At 62.2% G+C, this 14,436-nt stretch carries 12 protein-coding genes; 4 read left to right on the forward strand and 8 right to left on the reverse strand.

Annotation, left to right across the window (positions count from 1 at the left end; all coding sequences use genetic code 11):
* Nucleotides 1–137 precede the first annotated feature (137 nt).
* Nucleotides 138–1,538 (forward strand): dihydrolipoyl dehydrogenase, encoded by a 1,401-nt coding sequence (lpdA, locus tag CKW11_RS12770; protein ID WP_095137786.1) that lies wholly within the window; start codon nucleotides 138–140, stop codon nucleotides 1,536–1,538.
* Between the two features lie 111 nt (nucleotides 1,539–1,649).
* On the opposite strand, the gene CKW11_RS12775 is transcribed toward lpdA, so the two are convergent.
* Complete coding sequence (locus tag CKW11_RS12775; RefSeq protein WP_007960832.1) at nucleotides 1,650–2,123, reverse strand: Lrp/AsnC family transcriptional regulator; 474 nt, start codon at nucleotides 2,121–2,123, stop codon at nucleotides 1,650–1,652.
* A 144-nt stretch (nucleotides 2,124–2,267) separates the two neighbouring features.
* On the opposite strand from CKW11_RS12775, the gene CKW11_RS12780 reads away from it, so the two are divergent.
* The gene (locus CKW11_RS12780) at nucleotides 2,268–2,897 is read left to right on the forward strand and encodes a LysE family translocator (RefSeq protein ID WP_095137787.1); all 630 of its coding nucleotides are present in this window, start codon (nucleotides 2,268–2,270) and stop codon (nucleotides 2,895–2,897) included.
* Here CKW11_RS12780 and CKW11_RS12785 read toward each other — a convergent pair.
* The 7 genes from CKW11_RS12785 to CKW11_RS12815 form a co-directional block, all read right to left on the reverse strand.
* Entirely contained in the window at nucleotides 2,894–5,032 is a 2,139-nt protein-coding gene (locus tag CKW11_RS12785; RefSeq protein WP_095137788.1) for a hypothetical protein, read from the reverse strand. The genes CKW11_RS12780 and CKW11_RS12785 overlap by 4 nt on opposite strands.
* Complete coding sequence (locus CKW11_RS12790; RefSeq protein ID WP_095137789.1) at nucleotides 5,019–6,206, reverse strand: DUF3142 domain-containing protein; 1,188 nt, start codon at nucleotides 6,204–6,206, stop codon at nucleotides 5,019–5,021. The genes CKW11_RS12785 and CKW11_RS12790 overlap by 14 nt, the downstream gene beginning before the upstream one ends.
* Nucleotides 6,207–6,355: 149 nt before the next feature.
* A complete protein-coding gene (locus tag CKW11_RS12795; RefSeq protein WP_095137790.1) occupies nucleotides 6,356–7,183 on the reverse strand; it encodes a class I SAM-dependent methyltransferase in 828 nt (275 codons plus the stop codon).
* Nucleotides 7,177–8,331, reverse strand: coding sequence for an acyltransferase (locus CKW11_RS12800; protein WP_095137791.1), 1,155 nt, complete (start codon nucleotides 8,329–8,331; stop codon nucleotides 7,177–7,179). Before CKW11_RS12800 ends, CKW11_RS12795 begins: the two co-directional genes overlap by 7 nt.
* Nucleotides 8,328–9,206, reverse strand: coding sequence for a class I SAM-dependent methyltransferase (locus tag CKW11_RS12805; RefSeq protein WP_095137792.1), 879 nt, complete (start codon nucleotides 9,204–9,206; stop codon nucleotides 8,328–8,330). The genes CKW11_RS12800 and CKW11_RS12805 overlap by 4 nt, the downstream gene beginning before the upstream one ends.
* Complete coding sequence (locus tag CKW11_RS12810; protein WP_095137793.1) at nucleotides 9,203–10,507, reverse strand: glycosyltransferase; 1,305 nt, start codon at nucleotides 10,505–10,507, stop codon at nucleotides 9,203–9,205. Before CKW11_RS12810 ends, CKW11_RS12805 begins: the two co-directional genes overlap by 4 nt.
* On the reverse strand, nucleotides 10,501–12,126 hold the full coding sequence (locus CKW11_RS12815; protein ID WP_095137822.1) for a glycosyltransferase: 1,626 nt from the start codon (nucleotides 12,124–12,126) through the stop codon (nucleotides 10,501–10,503). Before CKW11_RS12815 ends, CKW11_RS12810 begins: the two co-directional genes overlap by 7 nt.
* A 427-nt stretch (nucleotides 12,127–12,553) precedes the next feature.
* Between CKW11_RS12815 and CKW11_RS12820 the strand changes: the two genes are divergently transcribed.
* Nucleotides 12,554–13,468 (forward strand): GDP-mannose 4,6-dehydratase, encoded by a 915-nt coding sequence (locus CKW11_RS12820; RefSeq protein ID WP_095137794.1) that lies wholly within the window; start codon nucleotides 12,554–12,556, stop codon nucleotides 13,466–13,468.
* Entirely contained in the window at nucleotides 13,465–14,433 is a 969-nt protein-coding gene (gene gmd, locus CKW11_RS12825) for a GDP-mannose 4,6-dehydratase (RefSeq protein WP_007960806.1), read from the forward strand. Before CKW11_RS12820 ends, gmd begins: the two co-directional genes overlap by 4 nt.
* The last annotated feature ends 3 nt before the right edge of the window (nucleotides 14,434–14,436 follow it).

Here is a 14,436-nt window from a genome sequence, read left to right on the forward strand (position 1 = left end):
ATACGCTTATCTAAAGATGTGCGACCTGTCGCTTGCCTGAAGCCTTGACCGAAATGTCGGGAAGCGCACATATTACGCTCATAATTTTATCGACCGACTACTTTTAGCGATCCGCATCCCCAACGAGGAGCAACAGCATGAGCAACTACGACGTGGTCATTCTGGGCGGCGGCCCCGGCGGTTATAACGCGGCGATTCGCGCCGGCCAGTTGGGCCTGAAGGCGGCGTGCGTGGAAGGCCGCGCCACTCTCGGCGGCACCTGCCTGAACGTCGGTTGCATGCCGTCCAAGGCCTTGTTGCACGCCTCGGAGCTGTACGAGGCGGCCATGGGTGCGGAATTCGCCAACCTCGGCATCGAGGTCAAACCCACGCTCAACCTCGCGCAAATGATGAAACAGAAAGACGAAAGCGTGAGCGGCCTGACCAAAGGCATCGAGTTTCTGTTTCGCAAGAACAAGGTCGACTGGATCAAGGGCTGGGGCCACATCGACGGCCCGGGCAAAGTCACGGTGACCGACGAGCAGGGCAACAAAACCGAGCTGGGCGCCAAGGACATCATCATCGCCACCGGCTCCGAGCCTACGCCCCTGCCCGGCGTCGAGATCGACAATCAACGCATCCTCGACTCCACGGGCGCGCTGTCGCTGAGTGAAGTACCCAAGCATCTGGTGGTGATCGGCGCCGGGGTGATCGGCCTGGAGCTGGGTTCGGTCTGGCGCCGCCTCGGCGCCCAGGTGACGGTGGTCGAATACCTCGACCGCATCTGCCCGGGTGTTGATGGCGAGGCCGGCAAAACCCTGCAGCGTTCGCTGAGCAAGCAAGGCATCAGCTTCAAATTGAGCTCGAAGGTCACCAGCGCCACGACTTCGGCCAACGGCGTGCAACTGAGCGTTGAACCCGCCGCCGGTGGCAATGCTGAATTGCTCGAAGCCGACTACGTGCTGGTCTCGATCGGCCGGCGCCCGTACACCAAAGGCCTGGGCCTGGAGAACGTCGGCCTGAGCACCGACAAGCGCGGCATGCTCGCCAACCGCCAGCACCGCACCGAGGCCCCCGGCGTCTGGGTAATCGGTGACGTAACGTCCGGGCCGATGCTCGCGCACAAGGCCGAAGACGAAGCGATGGCCTGCGTGGAACAGATCGTCGGCAAGGCCGGCGAGGTCAATTACGACTTGATTCCCAACGTCATCTACACCCGGCCGGAACTGGCCAGCGTCGGCAAGACCGAGGAGCAACTGAAGGCCGAAGGTCGCGCCTACAAGGTCGGCAAGTTTCCGTTCACCGCCAACAGCCGGGCGAAGATCAACCATGAGACCGAAGGCTTCGCCAAGGTTCTCGCCGACGAACGCACGGACGAAATCCTCGGCGTGCACCTGGTCGGCCCGAGCGTCAGTGAAATGATCGGTGAATACTGCGTGGCCATGGAGTTCAGCGCCTCGGCCGAAGACATCGCGCTGACCTGCCATCCGCACCCGACCCGCTCCGAAGCGCTGCGTCAGGCGGCGATGAATGTCGAGGGGATGGCGACGCAGATGTAGTCAGCAAAGGTTTGGGTGACCTGACGACCGCTATCGCGAGCAGGCTCACTCCTACAGGGGGGATGCGCCCAAATGTAGGAGTGAGCCTGCTCGCGATCAAGACGACTCGATCTACAGCGGCAGATGCCCCAACGGCAACGCCCCCGGGGTCTTCACCGTGTGAATCGCAAAGTTGCTGCGAATGTCGCTCACCCCCGGCAGCTTCAGCAGGCAGCCGCTGAGAAAGCGGTCATACGCGCGCAGATCCGGCACCACCACCTGCAACAGAAAGTCCGACTCCCCCGACACCAGAAACGCCGAGATCACTTCCGGCAGCGCTGTGACCGCCGCGTAAAAGGCTTCGGCCTGCTCATCGTTGTGGCGCTCGACCTTGACTCCGACAAACACCGTCAGCCCCAGCCCCACTTCATCGCGATCGAGGTTGGCCTGATAGCCACGAATCACCCCGGCTTCCTCCAGCATCCGCACCCGGCGCAGGCAAGGAGACGCCGACAGGCCGATCTCGTCTGCCAGTTCGACATTGCTCAGCCGGCCGTTGCGCTGTAGCGCGGCGAGAATTTTGCGATCGAAAGCGTCAAGTTTCATGTTTGGCAGATCCCGATGGTCAAGGCGCAAAAAGAAAGCAGGTTATGCCAATAACGAAGCTTTTTGAAGCTGACTTCGCAAGCACCTGCCCCGCCCTTCAGCCATAGACTTTGCTCACCGAATCGATAACGAAAGGGCTGCGACATGGCGAGTATCTGGATGTTTTTTCTGGCATTGGCGGTGGTCTTCCTGCTGCCCGGCCCGGACATGATCCTGCTATTGCAAACCGGCGCCCGCCAAGGTCGTGGCGCGGCACTGGCGACCGCCGTGGGCCTGGCGATAGCCCGAGGCTGTCACGTGGCATTGGCGGCATTGGGTCTGGCGGCGCTGTTCAAGGCAGCGCCGTGGACGTTTGATCTGGTGCGCCTGGCCGGTGCGGCGTACCTGCTGTGGATTGGCATTCAATGCCTGCGCAGCAGCTTGCTGCCGAACCTGAATACGGCTGCCGTGACTGACACCCAAGGACAATGGCGCGAGGCGATTCGCCGTGGCCTGCTGACCAATCTGCTCAATCCCAAGGCCTTGCTGTTCTGCTCGGTGCTGTTGCCACAATTCATCGTCAATGACGGCGCAGCGGTACTGACCCAATTTGCCACCCTCGGCGTGCTGCTGGTAGCCGTCGGGCTGCTGTTCGACAGCGCCTACGCCCTGACCGGCGCGGCGCTGGGCCGTTGGCTGCAACACAGTCCAACCGCCCAACGCGTTCAGCAATGGCTGTTCGGCAGCCTGCTGATCGGCTTCGCCGTACGCCTGACGTTTATCCAGCAGGCCTAGGGTTTGCGGGACTTGCGTTGGCGCCGGCTGATCAGCGCCAATGCAACGCCGACCCCCAGCACGATCGCGCCGATCTGTACCGGCCATTTGTAAGGCCGCAGGGCCGTGCGCGCGGCATCGGTCACTTGGGTGACGTAACGCTTGTCGGCGTTTTCGAAATCCGGGTACGGGCACTGATTGCCAAAGTCCACCGCCCACGGCACGTACGGCCCTTCGTTGACGTAACGCCGATAGATCGCGCTCTGCTCTTCGAGGCTGCTGTTGAAACCGGCGGCATTGCACAACACCGCAGCAAACGCCTGACTGGTATGCGGCAAATTATCGGCGGCCCGGCTGGCCAGCGCGGTGGCGACAAAACGGTAGTGATAACGCTCGTCCGGCTGCGCCTGGCTGGCCTTCTGGCGCTGCACTTCAGCCTCGGCCACCAGCGGCCCGACTTTCAGCTCAGTGTTTTCCAGACTGTAGTTGCCGCCAAACGTGGCGTAGTCCGGCGCCATCTCATAGCCGAGAATGTCCATGCCCCATTCGCGCGCGGTCCACGCCGCGTTGTACAAGGCGCTGGCGCGTTTGCTCGGCCACCACGCAGCGTCAGCCTTCATCCGTTGCTCGCCGTACAGACGGGCCTTGTGCTGCAGATCGGGATTGTCGAAATAGCCGACCGCTTCCTCGTAATGCCCTTCACGCAGCAAGCGCCGCCCCAGCAGATTGCGCAGGCTGGCGGCAACCGGTAGCGGCACGTAGTTGTCGCGCTGCTGCTGGGTCAGCGCCGGCGGCGCCGGCACGTTGTCATCGACATAGCGCTTGAGTTCCTCGACCGTCAGCACGCGCTCGGCCACCGTCGCCGCGTCAAACCAGTAAAGGCTGTTGCTGCGATACAACTGCACGAACGCTTGCAGGTACTCGCCGCGTTGCAGCGCGAGAATCGCGCTTTCGCCCTCGACCCGACATTTCGGCTGGACGATTTCGAAGTCCCAGTCCGGAGTACGCCGGTAGCCCCAATCCTCGCTCTGCGGGAAAGCCTGCGCAGCTTTGGCGTAGGCGGCAGCCGCGGCATTTTTATCGCCGTCACGCACTGCCAGCTTGGCCCGCAGCCACCACGCCAGTCCGCCGTCACCGGCGTTTTCAAGGAAGGCCTTGGCGCTGGCGTAATCACCCTGTTGATAGTTCATCGCCGCCAGTCGATCAGCGTTTTCCAGGCTGCCATGGGTGCTGTCCTGCAGCAGCTTGATGAGTTTCTTCTCGTTCGGCGGTTGCTCATCGAATGACCAACCCATGCGGCTGATCAACGAAGCGGTAACCAGTTGCTGCACGGCTTTGCGCTCCAGCAACTTGGCCAGTTGCGGTTCGGGCAGTTCGGCCAGCTCATTCATCAGTTGTTTCAGCGAGGTGTAACCCACGGCCGAGCCGTGCAGGTTCTGCGCTTCGTACAGTTCGATGGCGCCGCTCCAGTCGCCGGCGTTGCGCAGCACCCGCGCCTCTTCGCCGAGGCTGGCAACCCCCAGCTCCAGCGGGTCGCTGAAGCCATCGATGCTCAGTTGTCGAGCCTGACGGAAGGCCGCGCGCGCATCCTCCAGCACTTCGATGACATCGCCCGCCTCGGCACTCATGGCAAACCAGGCACGACCCAGGGAGTAAGCCGCCCAGGTGCTGCGCAGCGGACGCTGATCGGCCGGCAGTGCCAGCACTTTGTTGAAATATTCGATCGCCAGCGGATGATCGCCAGTGGCGAACGCCACCGCGCCGGCCACGTAAAAACGGATTTCCGCCGGCAGACTGGCGCCCTGCGCCTCGACCTGACGCGCATCGCTCAGGCCACGCAGTTGCTTGACCAGCGCCTGTTGCTCGGCGCTCAGACCGACCTGCTCGGCTTTTTCACGAAGCGCAGCAGGCTCGCTTGCGTCACCGTAAATATCGTCGGGATTGTGCGTCGCCGCCGTGACATTCTTCAGCCCGGCAATGGTCTTGCCGAGGCGGCTGATCTCGAAGTTGAAGTTGCCCTCCGGCAGTTCGGCCAGGCTTTGCCCGCGATTGTCGAGCAGGCGCATCGGGAAGTCCGGGCCGCAGGCCAACGCCGAACCCAGCGGCAGGCTGAGGCTCAGGCAGAGCAGATGGCGGGGCCAGTTACGGGTCAACATGCGAACCTCCTTGATCAATAAATGCACAGCGCGCCCAACCGATGGCGCGTTGTCCGCCCGCCGGCAGACGACCGTCGCGCAGGCGGGTGAAGGTAAGCAGATCCGCGCTCTGTTGCAACGAGTAACCGGCGAGTGCATCGGCGCCTTCGCAAGCGCTGGCCTTGACGGTGATACGCGTGGGCCAGGCACTGTCGAGGTTACCGGCATTGCGCAGGGTGATGTCCTGCAGGCCATCGTGGTCGTTGAACGTCAGGCCGAGTTGGCTGCTCAAGGCATCGCCGCGGGCCACGGCGCGCAACGTGGTCAGGCTCCAGGCCCGACGATCATTGGCCAGCGGCAGGCGAAACCAGATCAGCCCGGCCAGATGTTCCGGGCGCTCCTCGCGCAGGTCTTTGGCCAGTCCGCTCAGTTGCTGCGGATCGGCGAGCAGTTCACGGCGTTGCCCGTCGCGCTCGAGTGGCACTTCACTTTCCACCACCGGGGCTCCATCGGCATCCGGCAGCAGCGCTACGCCATAGGCCGGCAGCGCCAGATAAAACGGTTTGTCGGTCAACCGGCCCCAGGCCTTGGCCCAGCGTCGTGCCTTCTCGGGGTCGAACAGACCACGACGCGGATCGCTGACCGCATGCACCTGCAGCACACTGCTGTCGACGCTGGCCAGCAGCGCCGGCAGTTGCGGACTGTCGAGCCAGGCCGGCAACGCAGTGATGCTCAGCGGCAGGTTGGCCGGCAATGCGCCACGCAGATTCACAAGGAAATCGGTATAGGCCGGCAGACGCGCATTACCGGCGTCATGATCGATCTCGACCCCGCTCACCGTCAGCCCCTGCGCTTGCCAGTCAGCCAGCATTTGAAGGATCTGTGCGCTCACCTGCTGCTGATCGAGCGCCTTGAGCTGACAGTCGAGGCGAATCACCGCGATCAGAGGCCGGCCATCGTGCTGGAGCAACGGCGCATCGATACGCGCCCGATGCCAGCCGTCATTGGGGAATGCCTGCAAGGCCAGCACACGCAGTGTCGAGAAGCTCTCGCGGCTATCGCGCAGGGCAGCATCATGGGCCGGGGTCCATTGGCGTTGCCAGATATACAGTTGTTGATCGAGGGCGGGGGCGTCATGCCGCTCACAAGCAGCGAGCAGCATTGCCGCGATCAAAATCGAAAAGCCGAACCGCATGAAATGCCTATTCCCTGCCGATGCAAAAATGCAGGGTACACAAATCCCTGTAGGAGTGAGCCTGCTCGCTATGACGGAGTAGCAGGCAACATCGATATCGACTGTTAGTGCGCCATCGTGAGCAGGCTCACTCCTACAGGGAGAGCGACTCAAGGCTTGCGGGCAATGATCACCTGACTCTTCGCCACCACTGCATCCAGCGCCTGCTTGATCTGCGCACCCCGGGGCGAATCGAGCACCGCTTGCCAGGTGTTGGCCCAATGCTCGAGCAACGGGTGATCCGGGTTGCTGAAATCGACCTTGGCTTCCCAGAACAGCAGCATCCACATCGACCAGTAAAAACCGTACTGGCTGTGGCTGATGATCTCCAGCCCGGCGTCGCTGACCATGGTCTTGAACTGCTCTTCGCTGATGATGCGAATGTGGTTGGGCTTCTGGAAATACTCCGGCGCCGCAATGTCCTTCTGCAAATCTTCTGAGCTTGGGTGCGGCACGCTCAGCAGGTACAGCGCACCGGACTGGCCGACCCGCACCAGTTCGGCAAGAAACTGCGCCGGGTCGTCGACGTGCTCGATGACTTCGGTGGACACCACGCGGGTGGCGGTGCCGTCGGCAATCGGCAACGGATTGCAGTCGGTGACGTGGCACTCGACGCTGCGCGCCGGGGTATCACTCAGGCGCTGGCGGGTGGCCTCGACCTTGGCCCCGTCGATGTCGGCAATGATGATCTTTGCCCCGCGCATGCCGCAGAAATGCACGTTGCCGCCATCACCACAGCCGACATCGAGCAAGGTGTCATCGGCGGTCACCGGGAAGCCCTTGAACAGCTCGCCGGTCTCCTGGTTGAACCAGCCGCTGAGCTTGGCGTCGTAGAGGCCGAGCATGTACGGATCGACCTTGTCCACCACCGGGGCGACGGGTTGCGCGGGGGCCGGTGCAGGCGTCGTCGCCGTGAGTTTTTTCAAGAGGCTCAGCATGAGGTGGCTCCGGGGGTTGAAACGGCGGTTCGGGATATATCGAGACGCCGCACCAGAGCAGCACCGCGATTACGCATCGGCATTTCGATGAGGCGGTAGTTCAGCTCGCTGAGCAGCACGATCAGGCCGAAGGCGATCAGCAAGGTGAGAATCGGGTGCCCGGCCGGGCTCGGCAAACCGGCAGCCTGCAAACGGAAGATCAGCTCACGCACCAGCAGATAGGCCGGGATATGAATCAGGTAAATGCCGTAGGAACGACTGCCGATCCACGCCATCAACCGTTGCAGGTGGCCTGCCGGCAGCAGGTAATCGCGGTTGTACGAGGCGATCCACACCAGCAGCGCGCCGAGCACGGCAATCGAGCCGATGCGATAAGGCGCGAAGGTGAAACGGTCGGTGGCCATGAAACTCATCAGCAGCGCCACGCCGATCAACACTGACACGCCAGCCCACGGTCGCCGCAGAAACGTCGGCTGCCAGCGCTGGTAAGACGGTTGCGCACTCCACAGCGCCAGCAGCACGCCGAGCGCCAGCGCATCGGTGCGCACCACCATCAGCAATGGCGTGCGCAGGGTGAACAGTTGCACCGCGACCAGCGCCAGCAAGGCCCAGACCAGATGCTTGCGGCACAGCACAATCAGCAGCGGGAACAGCAGGTAAAACTGCTCCTCCAGCGCCAGGCTCCAGTAGACGAAACTGCTGCCGTATTCGTAATGAAAGAAGCTGTCGGCAAAACGGAAATTGGCGTACTGCAACACCCCCGCCAGCGTCGCCTGCAGGTTGGCGTGCAAGCTGCCAAAGGCACCGGAGCGGTTAAGAAACACGCACGCGAGAAGGATCAGCGCCAGCCACAGCCAGGCCGACGGCAACAGGCGAAACACCCGCCGCAGCCAGAAATTGCGCGTCTGCTGCCAATACTCCTGACGCGTCGTGCAGCCTTGCAGCGCGGGGATCAGGCTGCGTGCGATGACAAAGCCGGAGATCGCGAAAAACAGATCGACGCCCCACCACGGTTGCGCCCAGGCGTGGATGTTTTCCAGCAGCGGCACCGTATCGGTGAACAGGCTGCCCTGCAGGTGATGGAACAGCACGCCGAGGACGGCGATGGCACGCAGTACCTCGATGTCCATGATCCGCCTGGCGCTCATGGCTGACTCCGGGCTTCGCCAGCCAGCGGTTTGCGAGCGATGATCACCTGGCTCTTGGGCATGAAGCGGTCGAGCATCTGCTTGATCGCCAAACCGTCGGGCTGCGCCAGCAGGTCTTGCCAGGTGCGCGCCCAGCTCTCCATCAGCGGCGGATACGGCGCCTGAATCCGGTCACGTACCGCGCCACCGAGGTCACGGCCGGCGGCACGCTCGCTGGCCCAGAAAAAGATCATGCCCATCACCCAGAAGAACCCGCTGGCCTGTCGATGCTCGATCACCAGCCCGGCGTTCTCCACCAGTTCGGCAAAGCGCTGCTCGGTGAAAATCTGCACGTGATTGGGCGTCTGGTAATAACTTGCCGGGGCGATGTCTTGTTGCAGGTGCTCGCCTACCGGTGCCGGAACACTCAGCAGGTACTGTGCGCCCGGGCGGCCCATGCGCACCAGTTCAGCCATGAACGGCTCGGGCTGGTCGATGTGCTCCAGCACTTCCATGCACACCACTTTGCTCGCGCAACCAGCGGCCAGCGGCAATGGCAGGCTGTTGCTGACCAGTCCCAGACTCAGCTTGTTACTCTGCGCCTCAACCTGCCGGGCCAGATCGCGAACCTTGTCATGTTCGCTGTCAGTGAAAATTACCGAGGCGCCCTGCCGCACGGCAAATAACGTCGCCACGCCTTCGCCACAACCGACGTCGAGCAACGTGTCATCAGCCGTGATCGCGAAGCCCTTGAGCAACTCGCCGCTGCCCTGCAAAAACCAGCCGTCGAGAATCGCATCATGCAAACCCACGTCCCGTGGCGAAACCTGGCCGGGCGGCTCAGGTGCATCAGGCAAGGGCACCGGGCGCAAGCGTGCGAGCAGGCGCCGGATCATGCGCTCGCGGCTTCCACGGACGACGCTTTGATGACTTGCGCACGCTGGGCAAAAAAGCTCCGCAGACGCTCTTCAGCGCTCGCCTGACTGCAGAATTTCTGCAAATTGTGCACCGCATGCCCGGACATCCGTGCATAGCGTTCGACATCGTTTTTCGCCACCGCGTAACTGTCGCGATACGCCGCGCACAGCGAGTCCCAATCGGTCATGTAGCGCAGGGTGCGGTAGGCGGCCCGTGGGTCGTGAGGCCAGGCCGTGAGTTCATCGGTGGAGTCGACGATGAACGCGTTGTCGCTGTCGACATAGTCAGCCATCGCTGTGTTCAGCGGCGCAATCGCCGGTTTGCCGCAGGACATGAACTCCATCAGCGGCAGGCACTGCCCTTCGCCATAGGAACTGTTGACCACATAGCTGGTGGCCTGCACCAGCGCTTCATAATCGGCGTCCGCCAGATAACCGTGGATCAGCACGATCCGGCACTGGTAGGACTGGTTCTTGTACAGGTGATGCAGCATGTCATTCAGGGCATTGGCGATGTCATGGTGCGTGAGTTTCAGCACCAGGGTCGCATCGGCGACATCACGAAACGTGGTGCAGAAGGCACTGATCATGTCCTGCCAGTTCTTGCGCCCGTCGTACGGGTTGAACACCGAGGTGTAGACCACGCCGTCCAGTTGCAACTGGCAGTCCTGCGGCGGCCCGGCAAACGACAGCGGCGTGCCTTCGCACAACCCCGGCGGACCGTACGCGCGCAGATCCACCGTGCGACTGTCGAGCAAAAGGCCGCGCAACTTCAACTGCACCGCTTCGACCACTGGCTGCTTGCGCAACTGCGCACCGCGTGCGGCGAAGCGATCCCACACTGGCGCGGGAATCGCGCAGATCGGGTAGTCCGCGCCCATCACGTCGCAGACCGCGTTCACCGTGAAACTCGAATGGGTAATCGCCATGCCGCAGGCGTTCAACACCACGCGCCAGTCGTGACGCGGCTCGCCGTGCCAGCTCTCGGTGGGGATGGTGCTGAACTCCCAGGCAAATACCGGGATGGTCGGGCAGGCGTAATGAATCGGCGTGCGATGCGGCGGCGAGAACGACAGAAACACGCACGCCTCGCCGCGACTCAGGCAATCGAAGTACAGGCGATCGACCAACTCGTCCGGGTTGCTCACTTCAATCACTTGCCCGATGCGCTCCAGCACCGGGCGGAATTCCTTGAGGACAAAGTAGTAGCTGTATTCGGGCCGGCCGAGGTTCTGCTGGATATTGCTCTTGTTGGTTTCGGAATGAATGATGATCAGCATGATGCAGCCCCCGCCTCGGCGATCAGCTCTGGGCTTGGACTCGGCGTCAGTTGAAAAAACTGCGCCAGACGCTGCTGCACCGGAGCAAAACTGCAGTACTCGCGCATGCGCTCATTGGCCGCCAGGGCCATGGCCTGATAGGCCACCGGATCGTTCTTGGCCATGGCGTAGCTGTCCTCATAGGCCTTTTTCAACGAGCCCCAGTCCGGGCGATGGCGCAGGGTACGGTAGAGGATCCGCACATCATCCGGCCAGATGGTCGGCTCACGGCTGGACTTGACGATGAAACCGACGCGTTCATCGATGTAGTCGTGCATCGCCGTATGGTCCGGGGCAATCACCGGACGGCCGCAGGACATGAATTCCATCAGCGGCAGGCACAGGCCTTCGCAGCGCGACGCGTTGACGTAGAAACTGGCCGCACCGTAAAGCCTGGCGAACTCTTCGTCCTCCAGATAGCCGTGCATGACCACTACCCGGCAGGCGAATGGCGACAGCTGCGACAACAAGGTGATCAGGTGCACGTAGTAAGTCGCCAGATCGTTCTGCGTCATCTTCAGCACCAGCGTGGCATCTTCGACGTCGCGCATGGCCCAGCAGAAGGCCGTGATCAGGTGATGCCAGTTCTTGCGCCCGTCTTCGGGGTTGAACACGCTCACATACACCACGCCGCTGACCTCGGTCTGCAGCGTGGCGCTGGTATCCGGCAGGCAGGCCTGTGGATGCTCGGCCACCGTCGGTGCTTCGACACTGACCATTGGCGGCAATGGTTCGGAGGCTGGCGTACGCAACCGGAAGAGCTGGCGGCGCAGAGCGACCGGCAGCAAATCGCGCACGGCTTCGCGGTACCACAGCAGCAAGTTGTGCTTGAGCAGAAACAGCCGTGGGTGTTCGTTGGAGGCCGTTGTCGCTCGCCAGCCTTCGCGCAAGTAATGCTTGGTGATGAACGCGCGCCGGCGCAGGGTCAGTTCCGGTGGTGGTGGGACAGGTTCGGACGGCGCAGCGATGTCGACCGGCTCGCAGGCCTCCACCGCCTGCTCGTTGGGCGTAGGTGCAATCAACCCATCGGCGGACAAGCCGAGGGCTCGGCTGTCGATGATGCAGCCCTTGATCTGCAACACCGCGCCCGGGTTCACCGGCGCAGCAGGGTATTGCTGGCGCACTGCGGCGAAGCCTTCCCACAACGGGGTCGGCAATACCAGCACAGGGAAGTCTTCACCCATGGTCCGGCGAATGGCTTGCGCCGTGTGACTGGACAAGGTGATCGCCCGACCGTGGCGCGCGAGAATCCGGCTCCAGTCATGGTGAGCGTCTTCTTCGCGAGGGGCGACCGGGATCGAGTCGTACTCCCACGCGATCACGCAGACCACGGGGCATTGCAGGTCGGTCGGAGTTTTATGCGGCGGAGCGAACGAAAGAAAGAGGCTGTCCTGACCGGCCAGTTGCAACTGGCGGTACAACGGGTCGACTTCGGCCGCCGACGCCACCACGTGCACTTGCCCAAGGCTTTCCAGCACAGGACGGTAGGCCTTGAGCACGAAGTAATAGCTGTATTCCGGACGTCCCAGACTCTGGCTGATGGAGCGGTCGTTGACGTCCGAGTAAAGAATGAAATTCATGGCATCCCACGGTGAAACCACCATCCCGGAAGTTTCACGCTATGACGGCCAAGCGCCGAATCGAGTCGGGATCACCGCTGCTCGTCCTTCGTCCTGGAACTCGTCTTCGTTCTTGTTTTAGTGGCTGGTTTCACCCTGTTGCGCAACAACCCCGGCGAACCTGGGGAGATGGCGACGAGGGCCATTCTAAACACATCCGTCGCGAGTCCGGGAACCGCCCGGCGAGAATAAATCGGACTACGCTGATGAGAACTGACCGGTCACGGTTTGCGCTGTTGAAATTGCCGAGCAATTGGCACAGATTGGTAACAAACAACTACAACAACGACTTCGCCTGGTGTCATGTCGGTCTTTTCATCCGGCCTGACAGACTTCTCCTCAAAGCCTGTGGGAAAGTGGCGAAAGTTCAAGACCAAGGGGTCGCTGTTTGAAAAAGCGTCTGTTCATCACGGGCCTCAGTGGATTCGTGGGACAACATCTCCAGTCGCGTCTGGCTCAGCCTGACTCGACATGGGAACTGCTGCCTGCCGCTGCACCTTACGATCTCACGGCACCTGCCAGCCTCGTCGACCTGTGGCCACAATTGCCCGACGCGGTGATTCATCTGGCCGGCCAGACCTTCGTTCCCGAAGCCTTCCGCGATCCGGCCCGCACGCTCGAAATCAATCTGCTCGGCACCCTCAATCTGTTGCAGGCGCTCAAGGCCCGCGGATTTCAGGGGACCTTCCTGTATGTCAGTTCCGGCGACGTCTATGGTCAGGTTGCCGAAAGCGCCCTGCCCATCACCGAACTGCAACCGCCCTGCCCGCGCAATCCGTACGCGGTGAGCAAACTGTCGGCGGAGTTTCTCAGCCTGCAATGGGGCCTGAGCGAAGGCTGGCCGGTGCTTGTAGCGCGGCCGTTCAACCATATCGGCAGCGGGCAGAAAGACAACTTTGTCATTGCCAGTGCTGCACGCCAGATCAACCGCATCAAACAGGGCCTGCAAGCCCCGCAACTGGAAGTCGGCGACATCGACGTCACGCGCGATTTCCTCGATGTCGGCGATGTGATCTCGGCGTATTTCGCTCTGCTGGAAAAAGGCACGCCGGGGCAGGTCTACAACATTTGCTCGGGCCGCGAGCAAAGCATCCGCAGCCTGATCGAACAGCTGGGCGACCTGGCCGAGGTCGACCTGCAACTGGTGCAGGATCCGGCGCGCCTGCGCCGTGCGGATCAGCGTCGCGTTTGCGGCAGTCACGCAAGGCTGGCCCAGACCACGGGATGGACGCCGGAAATTACAACACAACAATCCCTGCGGGCGATCCTGTCCGACTGGGAGCAGCGAGTACGACAAGAATGAAAAGTGCACTGATCACAGGGATCACCGGCCAGGACGGCGCTTATCTGGCCAGACTGTTGCTCGACAAGGGCTACAAGGTTCACGGTCTGGTCGCACGGCGCAGCAGCGATTCACGCTGGCGCCTGCGCGAGATGGGCGTCGAAGGTGACATTGTCTACCTGGACGGTGACATGGCCGATGCCTGTTCAGTGCAGCGCGCAGTGATCAAGTCGGCGCCGGACGAAGTCTACAACCTGGCTGCGCAAAGCTTTGTCGCCGCTTCCTGGAATCAGCCGGTGACCACCGGTATCGTCGATGGCCTGGGCGTGACCCACCTGCTCGAAGCGATCCGCCAGTTCAGCCCGCACACGCGTTTCTATCAGGCCTCGACCAGCGAAATGTTCGGCCTGATCCAGGCTGAGCAGCAGGACGAGAACACCCCGTTCTACCCGCGCAGCCCCTACGGCGTGGCCAAACTCTACGGCCACTGGATCACCGTCAACTACCGCGAAAGTTTCGACCTGCACGCCAGCAGCGGCATTCTGTTCAACCATGAATCGCCGCTGCGTGGCATCGAATTCGTCACCCGCAAGGTCACCGACGCCGCCGCCCGCATCAAACAGGGCAAGCAGCAGGAACTGGCCCTGGGCAACATCGACGCCAAGCGCGACTGGGGCTTTGCCGGCGACTACGTGGAAGCCATGTGGCTGATGCTGCAACAGGACAAGCCTGACGATTTCGTGGTCGCCACCGGTGTCACCACCACCGTGCGCGAAATGTGCCGCATCGCCTTCGATCACGTCGGTTTGAACTACCGCGATTACGTAAAGATCGACCCGGCGTTCTTCCGCCCGGCCGAAGTCGAAGTGCTGCTCGGCAACCCGGCCAAGGCGCAGCGGGTGCTGGGCTGGAAGCCGAAAACCGACCTCGACACCCTGATCCGCATGATGATGGATGCGGACATGAAACGCGTCGCCAAGGAGTAGGCC

Origin of the sequence: Pseudomonas sp. Irchel s3a10, assembly GCF_900187525.1 — a bacterium.
GTDB lineage: Bacteria > Pseudomonadota > Gammaproteobacteria > Pseudomonadales > Pseudomonadaceae > Aquipseudomonas > Aquipseudomonas koreensis_G.